The sequence below is a fragment of the Nitrospira sp. MA-1 genome, from assembly GCA_032139905.1.
In the GTDB taxonomy this organism is placed as follows: domain Bacteria; phylum Nitrospirota; class Nitrospiria; order Nitrospirales; family UBA8639; genus Nitrospira_E.
Map to the genome: position 1 here is coordinate 1120123 of JAQJDB010000007.1, position 13920 is coordinate 1134042.

The window sequence follows — 13920 nt, forward strand, 5'->3', positions numbered from 1 at the left end:
CAAAATAGCAGCACACAATTGGCTCTGGCACTCCATTGAGGCGAATATCGTCTGTAAGTCAGTATTGAGTATGATGATCCAGACGAGAGGCGAGGGGCGAGATATTAATTAAAGGCCAAAAAGCGGTCACACCCGTCGATGATATTTGAGAGAATAACCAAGCCGCAAAAAGTCACTTCTTTACCATATCCGTCGGTGGAGATGTGATGTTGTTGGCATCCATAGGCGCATACAAATAACTTCAGTCCATCCTTCGCCAACTCGGAAAACCTTCGGTCTTCTAGGTTTTTGACTCCCTCATCGATGAAATATAGATAAGTATCTACCTTATTGGCCAAGGCGGTTTTGGCGAGATGATAGACGGTTTCCGCATTGGGATGTTCAGGTGAGGTTGAGAGCAGTAAGCCTAGCTTTTTATTTGCGAGGGTAGGATTGGCTATAATTGTGGTGGTGTCCATGGGTGAAATCTCTGAATAATATGGTAGTACCGACTGTTTATAGGTGGAATGAGGTCGGGTGTCAAGGGAGAATTCAAGGGGATGTTTTGCTTGACGTCGTTTTTCCTCTGTCCTTATAATTTACTGATTTTCAAGAGGTTTTTTATCTGTGGTAATTTTTGAATATGGCGAATCTTACGCATTTTAATGAATCCGGTCGGGCTCGAATGGTGGATGTCACCGACAAGCGTTCAACCGAGCGTGTAGCGGTAGCCCAAGGGAAGGTGTTTATTTTGCCGGAAACCCTTGAGAAAATTCATGAGGGTCGAATTGCGAAGGGTGATGTGCTGGCCGTAGCCCAAGTGGCCGGGGTTATGGGGGCCAAACGGACTCCCGATCTGATCCCAATGTGTCATCCTCTTCTGTTGACCGGTGTGGATGTAGATTTCAAAGAGAGTTCTCAGCCTAATTCTGATGGAAAGTACGCGATTACCATTGTCGCAACGGTGAAAACCACGGGAAACACCGGAGTGGAAATGGAAGCCATGACAGCAGTGTCCGTGGCCGCTCTGACCATTTATGATATGTGTAAGGCGGTCGATAAGGGCATGGAGTTTGGAGAAATTGCTCTTGTGTCGAAGTCAGGGGGAAAGTCTGGTACGTATGTCCGTGTTCAAAAGACAAAATAGCCGTGGGTGATGTCCGTTGTCTTTGTCTGGTCGTGGGAGTAGTAGAATTGTGAAGGTTAAATTATTCGGAATGTTAAAAACCATGATTCCTGGAGGAAAGGATTTGGAGGTCGCCATTGCCGAAGGTGGACAGGTCAGGGATCTGGTTCACTCCATTCAGGTTGAGCATCCTCAAGTTGGGGAACTACTCGATAAAAAAAAGGTATTGATATCGGTGAATCAAGAAATTGCACATTGGGACACAGTGCTTAAAGAGGCTGACGAGATAGCATTATTGCCTCCTTTTGCCGGAGGGTCCTGGGTATCATGGGCTAAGGAGAAAGGGTAATCCGATGGCCGTTGATCTTGTAGAAAGCATGTTGGTTCGGGTGCAACTGGAAAATTTTTCAATTGATGAGGAATTGGATCGGGTGCGGTCTCGATCCCGTCGGATCGGTGGCATTGCGATGTTTTTGGGCACGGCCCGTGACCACTCCAAAGGCCGAGACGTGAGTTCCATGAGTTTTGATCACTACGAAGGAATGGCGCAGAAAAAACTCAAGGAAATTCGCGAACAGGCTCTTCGGGATTTTGACATAATTGAGGCCTTGGTGCTCCATCGCTATGGGCCAATTGAAATTGGTGAGAATATTGTGCTGATCATTGTGGGGGCCGAACATCGGGCCGATGCCTTCAAGGCCTGCCAATGGTGTATTGATGAACTCAAAAAAATCACTCCCATCTGGAAGATGGAAACGACGCCGGAAGGCGAGGTGTGGGTAGAGGAACATCCATAATGGAGGCGGGTGAAGCTGTGGCTCTGCCGGATGCGGTTAGAGATAGCTTGGGGCGTCCGTTGCGATCCTTGCGGGTATCCGTGACCGATCGATGCAACTTACGGTGTCAGTACTGTATGCCCGAGGAAAATTATGTGTGGCTTCCTCGAGAAAACCTGTTGACGTTTGAAGAAATCGCCTTGCTCACGAATTTGTTTTCCGATCAGGGAATTGATCGAGTGCGTATTACCGGGGGGGAGCCCCTATTACGCAATAATGTGGCGGAACTCATTAGAATGCTTCGTCAAAACTCTCGCATCCAGGATATTGCGATGACCACCAATGGGGTGTTGTTGAGTGAACAGGCTCAGGCTCTTTTCGATGCAGGGCTCCATCGGGTCACAGTGAGTCTGGATACGTTGAAGCCAGAGCGGTTTAAGGCGTTAACTCGACGCGATACGTTGGATCGTGTTTTTGAGGGAATTGCCTCGGTGGGGCGAGTCGGATTTACAGGATTAAAGTTGGATACGGTCGCGATGAAAGGGTACAACGAAGATGAAGTTCTGCCCTTGATGGAATACGGCAAGCAGGTCAACGGAGAAGTCCGTTTTATCGAATATATGGACGTTGGCGGAGCCAATGACTGGTCAGCGGATAAGGTTCTTTCCCGGAAAGAGATTTTAAAGATGGTCGGAGATCATTATGGGAAGGTTGAACCGGTGGAGGAGGTTAGCTCGGCTCCTGCACAGCGATTTCGGCTGCCTGACGGCACGACATTTGGTATTATTTCTTCCACCACAGTACCTTTCTGTTCGACCTGTGACAGGAGTCGGTTAACGGCTGATGGGATGTGGTATTTATGCTTGTATGCCAAAACAGGTCTTGACCTTCGCAAGCTTCTTCGGATGGAACGACCACGAGAAGATATTCTTTCCATCATTCAGTCTGTCTGGGAATCTCGAAAAGATCGTGGGGCGGAAGAACGAAAAGAGCTTGAACAGGTCAGCGGTCGTGGCCGGTACATTGACATTGAGCGGTTGCGCCAGGATCCACATCTGGAAATGCATGCAAGGGGTGGTTGACCCTCGTGTCTTCTCCCTGTTTCTCCTGTCCGCACTCTGCTGATACTCTGGAATCGTCTTCGGTGTAGGCACCTTCTCCGGGGGATTCTTGCCGGTTTAACCTCCCTATGGTAAGGTCGTATCGTGACTGAAGACTGTGTCGAAGTACAGATTTCTTGTTGTGTTCTTTCCCTTCCTTTCTCGAATTTTCTTTTTCACCGCCAGAACTACATGTGGATTCGCGTGCATTGTGTTCATGAGAGAAGCTTAAGGGTAGACTGATCTATGGGATGGTTTAAACGGAATAAAAACACGGATACCGAAGGCACGTCCATTAAAATCGTGGAAGGGATGTGGGTCAAATGCGCAGTCTGTCGCACCATTATTTTTAAACGCGAAGTTGAACGAAATTTAAAAGTCTGTCCGAAATGCCAATACCATTTTCCCCTGTCGGTGGGTGAGCGGTTGGAGTTGATCGTCGATCCCGGTTCATTCGAGGAATGGGATGGAGAGTTAGTCCCGGGGGATCCTTTACAGTTTATTGATACGCTGCCGTACCGTAAGCGCATTCAAAAGGCTCAGGAAAAAACGGGAAAAAAAGAAGCAATCTTGACCGGGCGATGCCAAATTGGCGGGAAGCCCGTTGCCCTTGGAATTTTTGATTTTTCATTTATGGGTGGCAGTATGGGATCGGTGGTTGGCGAGAAAATCTGCCGAGCAATCGATCAGGCGTTGATCGGCCATATGCCATTTTTGTTGGTCACCACCTCCGGTGGGGCACGGATGCAGGAGGGGACCTTGTCACTCATGCAAATGGCGAAAACGGCATCAGCCTTGGCGAAATTGCAAGAGGCTCGACTTCCCTTTGTTGTCCTGCTAACGGATCCGACATTTGGAGGGGTCACCGCCAGTGTCGCGATGTTAGGGGATATCATTCTGGCTGAACCGAAGGCACTGATCGGGTTTGCCGGCCCACGGGTTATTGAACAAACGATCAAAGAACATTTGCCGGAAGGCTTCCAACGTGCTGAGTTTTTGTTGGAGCATGGCATGGTTGATCATATCGTGGAACGGAAAATCCTCAAGGCGACCCTGGAAACGTTGCTTGCGCATTGTGTGACCACAGTCTCTTCCTCTTCGGTGTAGCCGCCGAATGGTCCGATTCACCTTGTACCCCTGTGGATCTCAACAGGCTTGACGAAAGACCCGATAATGGTGAGAGCCATACACTGTAGTTATTATTGATACGAAATCTCCTTCCCTTAATTGTCTCCCGCCTAGTTTTGATTCCTGTGGCTACGTATCTAGAAACGCTCGAATTTCTCTTTTCCTTGCACCGATTTGGTATCAAGCTGGGATTGGAGTCCATTACCGATATTCTTGACCGGTTGGACAATCCTCAGCACCGGTACGCCACGGTTCATGTGGCCGGCACGAACGGGAAGGGGTCCTCATCGGCCATGGTGGCTGCGATTCTTCAAGCAAGCGGATATCGGGTCGGACTATATACCTCACCGCATTTAATTGATTTCCGCGAGCGCATTCGGGTTCAGGGAGCAGATATTTCTGAAGAGGCTGTCTGTGGCTTGATTGCGCAGATTCGGCATGCTGCCAATTCCCTCACCACACTCACTTTCTTTGAATTCACCACCGCACTGGCCTTTTTGCATTTTAGAAATGAGCAGGTAGACATTGCTGTAGTAGAAGTTGGCATGGGGGGACGCTTTGATGCGACTAATGTATTAAACCCCACCGGTGTCCTGATTACCGGAATTAGCTTCGATCATGAAGCGTATTTAGGGGACTCTCTTCAGAAGATTGCGCAGGAGAAGGCCGGGATCATTAAGCAAAAGGCTCCGATCGTGTTGGGTCCGATGCCGGAGGGTATTGCCCAGATATTTGAAACTCAGGCCCGTAAGTGGTCAGCGCCAATTTTTCGGATGGGAAAGGAGTTTTCCTTCCTGGAAACCAGTGCGACAACTTTTACCTATCAAGGGCTGGGATGGACGATTCCGGAAATACAGGCCAATTTGCTCGGCCGTCATCAGATGGTCAATGCCACGAATGCCCTGGCGGTATTGGAGACGGGCGTTGATGGCACCTTCCCTGTTTCGCAGATGGCGATCCGGATTGGGTTGCAGAGTGTCAAATGGAGGGGTCGGTTAGAGGTTGTGGATCGCAATCCCCTTTTAATTGTGGATGGCGCTCACAATCTTGCCGGTGCTCAGGTGTTATTTGACTTTCTCTACTCACAAATTCATGATGGCGCGGGACGAAAACTCATTTTGGTCGTCGGGATGATGCGTGACAAAAACCTGCAAGGATTTCTGCGCGTTTTTCTTCCTCTTGTTGACCACCTGATTCTCACCCAGCCACGGATGGAAAGAGCGGCATCGGTGGATGAGCTCAAGCGCCTGGTCGATCGCGAAGATTTGGTTCCGTGTCTACTTGCCGATTCATGGGAGGCTGTTTGTCAAGCCAAGGAAATGGCGAATCCATCAGACGTCATTTGTGTCACTGGTTCGTTATTTTTGGTTGGGGAGGTACTCAATCGGCTCACTCGGCCGGGTTCCCCAACGTGACTGGTGCGGGCCTGGGTGTAGACCGGCGTGTTCTCTCTCGCCGATCTCATGGGTTGTTGGTCGGTGTATTCATTCTTCTTGCGATGTCGGCAACGGGAGAAACGACGTTCGGACAAGCCGATTCCGACCCTGTGGAATCCGAGGGACTCTCCGCAGATACCTCGTCTCAGGAGGAGCCTGCCGAATCAACTTCAGAGGGATCCCCCGTCGCCATTAATGCCGACCGGATTGAATATAGTCGTGATCGGGAAGAATATCACGCTATCGGTGCCGTGGATGTTAGGCGTGGTCCCATTCATCTTAATTCGGATGAGGCCACGCTTCAAAGACTCACGGGGCGTCTAACAGCGCGCGGAAATGTGCATTTACAGGATGCCCAGACGGATATCTGGTCGGAAACGCTTCAGCTGAATCTCAATACCGAAGCGGGTGTGATTACCAATGGACAAATTTTTTGGAAGGAACAGAATTCCTTTGTCACGGGGCGACGGCTTCAGCGATTTTCCGAAACCCATTATCGGGTCAAGGAGGGCTCTTTTACCAACTGTGATGTCCAGAACGGCGAGATTCCGGCATGGCGATTTAAGTTTCATGATATGGATTTGGAATATGAGGACAGTTTGTTTGGAAAAGGCGTGTGGTTCAATGTGAACGATGTGCCGGTGATCCCGCTTCCCACCTTTCGATATCCGCTTGGCGCTTCTCGAAAAAGCGGATTCTTGTTTCCGACAACCGGGTACAATACGAATTTCGGGTACCAGTATCGGCAGGGGTATTTCTGGGCCATTAATCCCAGTAGCGATTTAACCGTTTCCCCGCAGATATTAACGGAGCGTGGAGGAGGTGCGGATCTGCAATATCGCTATGTGTGGAATCGGCTCACAAAGGGAGAATGGTTGATACGCTCGCTCTATGATACCGAGCAAAGTCGTGGGCGAGCCGAAGTTCGGGGGGCTCATGTTCAGCAATTCAATCCCGATTTATCTTTACGCATGCGGGCCAACTTTTCAAGTGATCGCACGGTTCTGCAAAATTTCAGCAGTTCCGGGACTCAACGGGCTTTACCCAGTCAAGAATCGAATCTCACCATTTTGCAACGACTTGATCATGGAGCGCTGTATTTTTCGGGTCAATATATTCAACCGTTAGCCACGGGCGGGAATTCGACTTTTCAGCGGTTACCTGAAGTCGGGCATCGCTTCGTGAATCCCAGTGTCTTGGGCAGTCCCATATCGCTGACAGCGGAAACGACCGCGGTGCAATTTTACAGGCAGACGGGGTTCAATGTTGGTCGTCTCGACGTGTTGCCGGGGCTTTCGATGGAAGGACTCCATCTGGGGCACACCTTGGGATTTCGTCCTCAAGTTAAATTTCGTGAAGTGGGCTATACCCGGGGAATCACCGAGAAATCATTCCAACATCGTGAAACCTTTTGGGTAGGCGCTGAATTATTTTCGAATATGTCGAAACGGTTTTCCATCGGCGAGGGGGATTGGATCCGACATTCTATTCAACCGAATGTGATTTATGAGTATGTGCCACAGACGAAACAAGCGGAATTCGTTCAGATCGATGCGGTAGATGATTTAATTCAAAAGAGTCTGGTCACCTATTCCTTGAAAAATCGTCTGAGCCAAATTGGTGGCACGGAATCTAATTCCTGGTTGGATCTGTTATTTGCCCAAAGTTATCATGTGGCCAATCCGTCGCCCTTGGCCTCCAAATTTTCGGATATCTGGACACGGGGGCAATTTCATTCACCAGTGAATTCCTCAGCATTCATCTCGGCATTCGATCTGAGAGTGGATGCCTTCTACGATCCGAACAGGAAATATTTTTCTCAGATGAACACCGACGTATTCATTCAAAGTCGACAGGCGTGGTATGTGACCGTTGGGCAACGGTACGCGAGAGAAGGGTCGAGAGTCCGTCGGGGAGATATTTGGAACCCCGTGTCGTTTAATGAAGTCCTAGCTCCGGCCCAGGAAATCCTCTATTTGACGACCGGGGGTGGATTGCGGTTGCCGTATGGTGTGACCTTGGGCACCAAATGGTATCATGACTTCCGGACAGGGGAAACGGCTGAATTGGATGTGGTGGGATTGTACCAAAATCCTTGCCGATGTTTTTCGCTTGGGCTCACCTATACGAAGCTTCCTGACCGTTCTCAAATTGAATGGCTCGTTAGCTTGACTGGGTTGTGGGGGACCCAAGGGCATGGAACACAATTAATGAAGTTAATTTTGGGCCCCATCATGGGCGGAGAGCGTGGAGTTCCCTGGGACTACCGGTAACGGTCATGCGGATTATGCCTGTCCATTGGTGCATTGTACCGGTGATGATTTTATGGGGATTGGCCGGCTGGCCGCTTCATGTTTGGTCGCAAGAAGTTGTCACCGATCAGGTGACCATCACGTCAGCAAGGGGACAACTGTTTGGTATCACTTCCGGCGAAGGTATTGCCAAAACGGTATTAGCTTCTGGAGAAGACGTGCTGGTAGTTGAAACCAAAGGCGTGACGGGATATGTCCAGACCACCACCAGGTTGCTGGGGTTTTCAGGTCGGTTACAACGGTGGGTGGAGTTGAATCTTTCCTCGGCGGAGGAGGTGGTTTCTGCGACGGTCACTCCCAGAATGATTATCGTTCAAGGTCGACAGGCGGCCTATGGTTTTCAAAGTGATCTTGGTCGTTGGAAACGAGACTCTTGGGGAGCTGGAGAGTTGTTGGTGGAGAGTATCGTGAATGACCACGTGGCTGTTTTCCTTACCAACCGACGGGCATTGGGATTTTCTGCGTTGACCGGAGGATTTTTCCCGCAAGACCTTCCATCCGGCAATGCGATTGTCCAGACGGAAGCCAATGCTAACGTTGTGGTCATCCACCTGTCAGGATTGATGTTGGTTTTCCGGTCCGGCTTAGCGATTTGGACGGTGTTGCCTTGATTAATTAGAGGAAAGATTGCTCGCCATTTGCGGGTGTTTGGTCACGCCTGGATAATCCACTCCAATAGGGGTGTTCGAACAATAGTGGGTCCACCAGTCAATGACTTCCTGCAAAAAAGGATCTTCCGGGCCTGTCGCAAATAGGTGACCATAGAGGTAACCCGTTTGGGTATCAAAGAGCATGAAAATCGGCATGGGTGCAGGCTGTGGAATATGTGGCGTGTCCATGAGTAGTTGAGACCGATCCTCAGAGGTTCCTTCTGTTTTTGCCTACGTATTCTTATCGGAACCTATTTTATTTTTCTTAAATAGGCCTTTTGCTCAAACGGCTCTGACCGTTTTTTTTGACTCAAGGCCGATTCAAGGGTTTCAGGGAGATCGGAGAGGGGACTCAGCAACGATTGGGGCAAATTAGAAGACAACCCTTGACCTTCCCCGTCAAATGGGGTAGCTATGTTCCTTCACCGCACAACCGGGTCAACGGGATGTGCGTTTATATGGGTTGAGAGGGAGGCCATTCATGGATGTGTTTGATTCGGCTGAATCAGGTATCACGAAGCAGGTTGCCAGGATCCTGCTGGTTGAAGATGAGGTAGATGTGCGGGAGTCCCTCAAGTTGCAGCTTGAGGATGAAGGGCATCAGGTTGTGGACACGGAATCAGGAAGCGATGCCTTGGCTCTCGCCGAGTCCTCCCTGTTCGATATTGTCTTGACCGATGTGATGATCCCCGACATCAACGGAATTGAGTTGGTTCAGCGCATTATGCAGCTCCCGAATCATCCTGTGACGGTCGTCATGACAGGATATGGGTCGGTAGAGATGGCGGTGAAAGCCATTAAGGCCGGCGCCTTTGATTTCCTCTCTAAACCATTTTCCATGGATGTCTTGAGCGCCACTGTTGCCAGTGCCTTAAGGGTCAAGTGTCTTCAGGACGAGAATGTCGAACTGAAGAAAACCGTCAAGGGGCAATTTAGTTTGGGAAAACTCATTAGCTCCAGTCAGGTGATGCAAGAGGTGTTTCAGTTGATTGATTGCGTGGCGGACACCGATAGTACCGTGCTGATTTTAGGGGAAAGTGGAACCGGCAAAGAATTAATTGCCCAAACCATTCATTGTCATAGCACGCGGCACCGGGGAAGCCTGATTCCTGTCAATTGCGGAGCGATCCCCGAGGCGTTATTGGAAAGTGAATTGTTCGGTCATGAAAAAGGGGCATTTACCGGAGCGGTGGCCTCACGAGTGGGACGATTTGAGCTGGCGACTGGAGGAACAATTTTCCTCGATGAAATCGGTGATCTGAGTCCTCCGCTCCAGGTCAAACTTCTTCGCGTCCTGCAGGAGCGAACGTTTGAACGAGTGGGGGGTAGTCGAACTTATAAGTCGGATGCCCGTGTCATTGCCGCCACCAATCAGGACCTTGAAACCCTGGTCGCGGCTAAACAATTTCGAGAAGATCTGTTTTATCGGTTAAATGTGGTGCCGGTTCTTGTTCCTCCTCTCCGTCAACGCGTGGAAGATATCCCGCTATTACTCCAGCATTTCATTACGATGTTCAATGATCGGCGAAAAGCGGAACTCACCGGTGTGGCTGAGGACGCGATGAGTCTCTTATGTGATTATCCCTGGCCGGGAAACGTTCGTGAACTCGGAAATATTGTTGAGCGGATTGCTATTTTAAAACGGCGGGGATTAATAGTCCCGGGAGATTTGCCGGAAAAAATCAGGCGACTTCCACCTTCCCATCTCCCCACCATGCCGGCGGCAATTCCGGTGGCCGGGATGGATCTTTCCAGAACAGTTGAGGAATTTGAAAACCGGCTGATTCTTGAGGCTCTTGAGCGAACCAATTGGGTCAAAAGTAAGGCGGCTCGTCTTTTGCAAATTAATCGCACCACTCTCATTGAAAAGTTAAAAAAGAAATCTCTGGCCGAAGTGGTCGCACAACGGGCCGCGCCATCGGAAGATCTGGCTGACGTGTAACGATACAAGACCGTTGGCCTTTCCTACCCTGTTCTAGCTTTCCCTTTCCCTTTCCAAACCAGCCTGAGGTTCTGACCATTGCGTCAACTCCTTGACGGCGGCAATTTTGTCCGCTCGTCGGTGTTTGTCTCAAACCTCCTGGTTTATCAACAAAAACCCTGTGAGTAAAATTTTCCCCCGGCAAGAATAACTCCGGTCTAATTTTTGCTGAATACGTTCAGCAGGTTGGAGCAGAAACAAAAAGTGAGGAAATTTACTTGGATTGCCCTGTCGTGTCTTATCTGGCCCAGCACGGTTATGGGAGGCCCCTGTTCTGAATTTTCCTGGTACGTTTCCAGGGATATGGTGATGCCAGAGATGATTCAACACGGACAGGATGCTATGCGGGCCGGACAACTCTTGGAAGCCCGAGACATGTTTGCTACCTATCTGAATGAACAGGAAGACGGAAAGTTTGCAGAAGGCGTTCGTTGGGTCATGGCCTCTCTTCCTGATCCTTCGGATGAACCAGGCAAAGAAAATTTTCAACGAATTAAGCGGTTACAGGCCATGAAAACAAGTCATCCGGAAAGTGTGTATGCTCCATGGGCTCTTTGTGCCATGGGGGAAGTGTATTGGGAGGCTGGATGGTTTTCAGAAGCCAGCGGGATATTCGAAGAATTCCTCCGGTCCTATCCAGAACATCCATTAGCGGGAGGAGTCATGGTTGAGGCCGGACTAGGGTATCTGAGTAATAAACAATATTTGGAGGCAGCACTGATCTTCCGGCGGGTGGTAGAAGAACCCAAGTGGAATGCCCATCGCATTAAAGGTGCATTAGGGCTGGCCGATGCCACAGCCAAGGCAAAGGCTTGGAAGCAGGCCTACTATTGGTATCGGGTGGTGGAAGCCGAAAGGCCTGAACTCATTCGCCAGTCTGCGGAGTCATCGTATCACTATGGCTTGACAGAAATTGCTGTAGGAAATCCCGCCATGGCGATATCCAGATTTTTATTGCCAGTCAATCTTCATCCGCATCAGGAAGCAGCCGGGAGAGCCCTCACCCACATATCAGAAAAATTACGAAAGGAAGGGCATGATTTTTTAGCCTTGTATTTTGCGGATCATGCCCGACAACAATTTCCGGATCAGGAACCCGGTCGACGCGGGCAGGCTGCACTCACCAGATGGATCGTGGAGTTTGTTTCCCGGGAGCATGCTAAGGAAGACTGGAACAAGGTCTACCAACGGTTAGATGATTTGGAAATATACCTCTCGCTCTCATGGGATTATGTTCTGGAAACCGCGGGTGCGTTAAGTCATGCACCTGAAAACGACGTGGCTGATGAAAGCCTGCTGTGGATGGGGCAAGCGTATCAGGCGTTAGAGGATTATTCTGATGCCGTTCAGACTTTCACCCGTCTCATTATCGCGGCCTCGTCGGATGTAAAACGTCTGGAGGGGCAGGAACGACTCGCGTCCTTGTTACAGGATCAGATTCGCTGGTTCTATGCTCGGAAAGCCTGGGTACCATTACTCAAGTTTCACGCCGACCATCGGGACGCGTTTCAGCTGGTGCCATTGGAGCGGGAGCGACTCTTGATGGTGGCGCAAGCCTATCAGCAGGTGAATCTTCCTGCAGAAGCCTTGCATTGGTATGACCAACTCATAAAGGAGTACCCCAACAGTCCGCACCGGGAAGAGATTCTTCTTCAGCAGGTTCTGGTCGCTCAGGAGCAAGGCAACGGTTCATTGATTCGAGAGGCGGGGGCATCCTACCTACAGGAGTTTCCCGAGGGCCGAGGACGAGGGCAAGTGGAGATCGCCCTCGGCATGGAAGCCTTCGCTGACAAACGGTATGTAGAAGCGATCCGGAATTTCACGTCGGCCCTACAGCATGTGGATGGAGAAGTGGGACAACGCTATGTGCTCAGGAATCGGGCACGCGCCAATCGAGCCCTCGGGCAGATGGAGTTAGTGGTTCAAGACATGCGACAGGCGGTGTCTATCGAACCTGCTCAGGCTTCCGATGTTCTCCGCTTGGGGGATGCCATGTTTGATCAAGGTGACTATGTCGAAGCCCAGAGCCTGTACGATCAAGTCCTGGCCTTGGATGTGCCAGCGGCGTTGCACATCTGGGCTAAGTATCGGTTGGCGGTCTCGTTTGAACATATGGGCAAATCCGCTGAAGCCGCGTCACTACTTGCCGAAATCAAGGAATTAAAAACCCGTTCTCCGGAATTGGAACATACGATTCGTTCAGCCGCCACGGCGGTGTTGGATGAAATGTCATTGATTGAAACGCCATCAACCAGGATACCCGATGTCCCAATTAAATCCTAAACCGATGATCGCGCTCAGTTCCAAAAAAAACGGGGACACGTCCTGGCCGACGCTCGACCCTATCACGGAGCCGACAATTTCCAGTGAAACCCTCAGTCTGGCGCTTGAGGCCAAGTATGCAGAAACGCAACGACTGCATCATCACCTTCATCGTTTGGTGAAGAGTCTTCCGTTACCCGCCTTGCTCTACAACCGGAAAGGCCGGATTGTCACTGCCAATCACAAGGCTCAAATCCTGATGGGAGAAATCGATTGGAAGAAGATGAATTGGCATATTCAGGATCTCTGGACTTCCCTGGTGTGGCCGACGGTTCCCTTTACCGATTGGAAATGGAAGGCGGGCCGGGTGTCCTGTTGGGATTGTCCGTTAGGGGGGGGGGATCAACCCTCCAGTTTGACTGTTCGTTATCTCAGATACGAAGAGGAGGTGCTCAGTGAAGGGACGGAGCAGCTTCAACGCTTGGCGGCCATAGGAGAACAGGTCGGGAGGCTGGCGCATGATATTCGCAATCCGCTCGCAAGTATTGAATGGTTTGCCACACTATTGGGCCGCGACCGTCAGTCCGGTTTGGAACGCGGGGACCTGGCGGGTCAATTACTTCAGGCCATTCGTTCATTGGATGGGCTGGTCTCGAATCTCTTAACGGCGAGCACGCCATTGAAGCGGGAACGGCAGAGTGTGAACCTCTCGAGGCTGTTGGATGATGTGGAGCTCTTAGCCATGTATTCCTTCAGAAGAAAACGGCTGACTATCCATCGGGAGAAGGAAGTGTCACATCTCGAAATCTTGGGGCATGAGCAGTTATTAAAGCAGGCCCTTTTGAATCTGCTCCTGAATGCGATTCAGGCCTCCCCGCAAGACGGTCATATTGAAATTCGTTGTCGGCTGATGTCCCTGCCGGTCACTGGAGAACCCGTCTCTCCTGGAATCAATGGCGTGGCATTAAGTATTCGAGACGAAGGATGTGGGATGTCCAAAGAAGAACTCTCCAGAGTATTTCAGCCATTTTATTCGAAGCGTCAGGGTGGGACCGGTCTTGGGCTTCCGATTGTGAAAGACATAGTCCAGGTGCATCAAGGCAGAATTGAGATAGAAAGCCAGACGGACAAAGGAACAACGGTCAAACTATTTCTTCCCCAATAAAGGAG

General features: G+C 50.3%; 13 protein-coding genes. 11 read left to right on the plus strand and 2 right to left on the minus strand.

Going from position 1 to position 13920, the window contains the following annotated elements; genetic code table 11:
* Window positions 1–104: 104 nt before the first annotated feature.
* On the minus strand, window positions 105–458 hold the full coding sequence (locus tag PJI16_17860; protein MDT3779432.1) for a DsrE family protein: 354 nt from the start codon (window positions 456–458) through the stop codon (window positions 105–107).
* 164 nt (window positions 459–622) lie between these two features.
* On the opposite strand from PJI16_17860, the gene moaC reads away from it, so the two are divergent.
* The 8 genes from moaC to PJI16_17900 all read left to right on the plus strand — a co-directional run bounded on the left by moaC (window position 623) and on the right by PJI16_17900 (window position 8468).
* Window positions 623–1126 carry a cyclic pyranopterin monophosphate synthase MoaC gene (gene moaC, locus PJI16_17865; protein MDT3779433.1) on the plus strand — a complete coding sequence of 168 codons (504 nt, stop codon included), beginning with the start codon at window positions 623–625 and terminating at the stop codon, window positions 1124–1126.
* Between the two features lie 49 nt (window positions 1127–1175).
* Window positions 1176–1454: a MoaD/ThiS family protein gene (locus PJI16_17870; protein ID MDT3779434.1), complete on the plus strand. Its 279-nt coding sequence runs from the start codon at window positions 1176–1178 to the stop codon at window positions 1452–1454.
* A 4-nt stretch (window positions 1455–1458) separates the two neighbouring features.
* Window positions 1459–1902 (plus strand): molybdenum cofactor biosynthesis protein MoaE, encoded by a 444-nt coding sequence (locus PJI16_17875; protein ID MDT3779435.1) that lies wholly within the window; start codon window positions 1459–1461, stop codon window positions 1900–1902.
* A complete protein-coding gene (moaA, locus tag PJI16_17880; protein MDT3779436.1) occupies window positions 1902–2963 on the plus strand; it encodes a GTP 3',8-cyclase MoaA in 1062 nt (353 codons plus the stop codon). Before PJI16_17875 ends, moaA begins: the two co-directional genes overlap by 1 nt.
* A gap of 264 nt (window positions 2964–3227) precedes the next feature.
* The gene (accD, locus tag PJI16_17885) at window positions 3228–4088 is read left to right on the plus strand and encodes an acetyl-CoA carboxylase, carboxyltransferase subunit beta (GenBank protein MDT3779437.1); all 861 of its coding nucleotides are present in this window, start codon (window positions 3228–3230) and stop codon (window positions 4086–4088) included.
* 146 nt (window positions 4089–4234) lie between these two features.
* A complete protein-coding gene (locus PJI16_17890) occupies window positions 4235–5524 on the plus strand; it encodes a bifunctional folylpolyglutamate synthase/dihydrofolate synthase (GenBank protein ID MDT3779438.1) in 1290 nt (429 codons plus the stop codon).
* Complete coding sequence (gene lptD / locus PJI16_17895) at window positions 5521–7818, plus strand: LPS assembly protein LptD (protein MDT3779439.1); 2298 nt, start codon at window positions 5521–5523, stop codon at window positions 7816–7818. Before PJI16_17890 ends, lptD begins: the two co-directional genes overlap by 4 nt.
* 5 nt (window positions 7819–7823) lie before the next feature.
* Complete coding sequence (locus PJI16_17900; GenBank protein MDT3779440.1) at window positions 7824–8468, plus strand: hypothetical protein; 645 nt, start codon at window positions 7824–7826, stop codon at window positions 8466–8468.
* Here PJI16_17900 and PJI16_17905 read toward each other — a convergent pair whose 3' ends face one another.
* Window positions 8469–8696 carry a hypothetical protein gene (locus PJI16_17905; GenBank protein MDT3779441.1) on the minus strand — a complete coding sequence of 76 codons (228 nt, stop codon included), beginning with the start codon at window positions 8694–8696 and terminating at the stop codon, window positions 8469–8471. It abuts the gene before it with no gap.
* A 292-nt stretch (window positions 8697–8988) separates the two neighbouring features.
* On the opposite strand from PJI16_17905, the gene PJI16_17910 reads away from it, so the two are divergent.
* From PJI16_17910 to PJI16_17920, 3 genes are all read left to right on the plus strand, one after another.
* Complete coding sequence (locus PJI16_17910; protein MDT3779442.1) at window positions 8989–10449, plus strand: sigma-54 dependent transcriptional regulator; 1461 nt, start codon at window positions 8989–8991, stop codon at window positions 10447–10449.
* Window positions 10450–10797: 348 nt separating this feature from the next.
* The gene (locus PJI16_17915; protein ID MDT3779443.1) at window positions 10798–12771 is read left to right on the plus strand and encodes a tetratricopeptide repeat protein; all 1974 of its coding nucleotides are present in this window, start codon (window positions 10798–10800) and stop codon (window positions 12769–12771) included.
* A complete protein-coding gene (locus PJI16_17920; GenBank protein ID MDT3779444.1) occupies window positions 12752–13915 on the plus strand; it encodes an ATP-binding protein in 1164 nt (387 codons plus the stop codon). The genes PJI16_17915 and PJI16_17920 overlap by 20 nt, the downstream gene beginning before the upstream one ends.
* The last annotated feature ends 5 nt before the right edge of the window (window positions 13916–13920 follow it).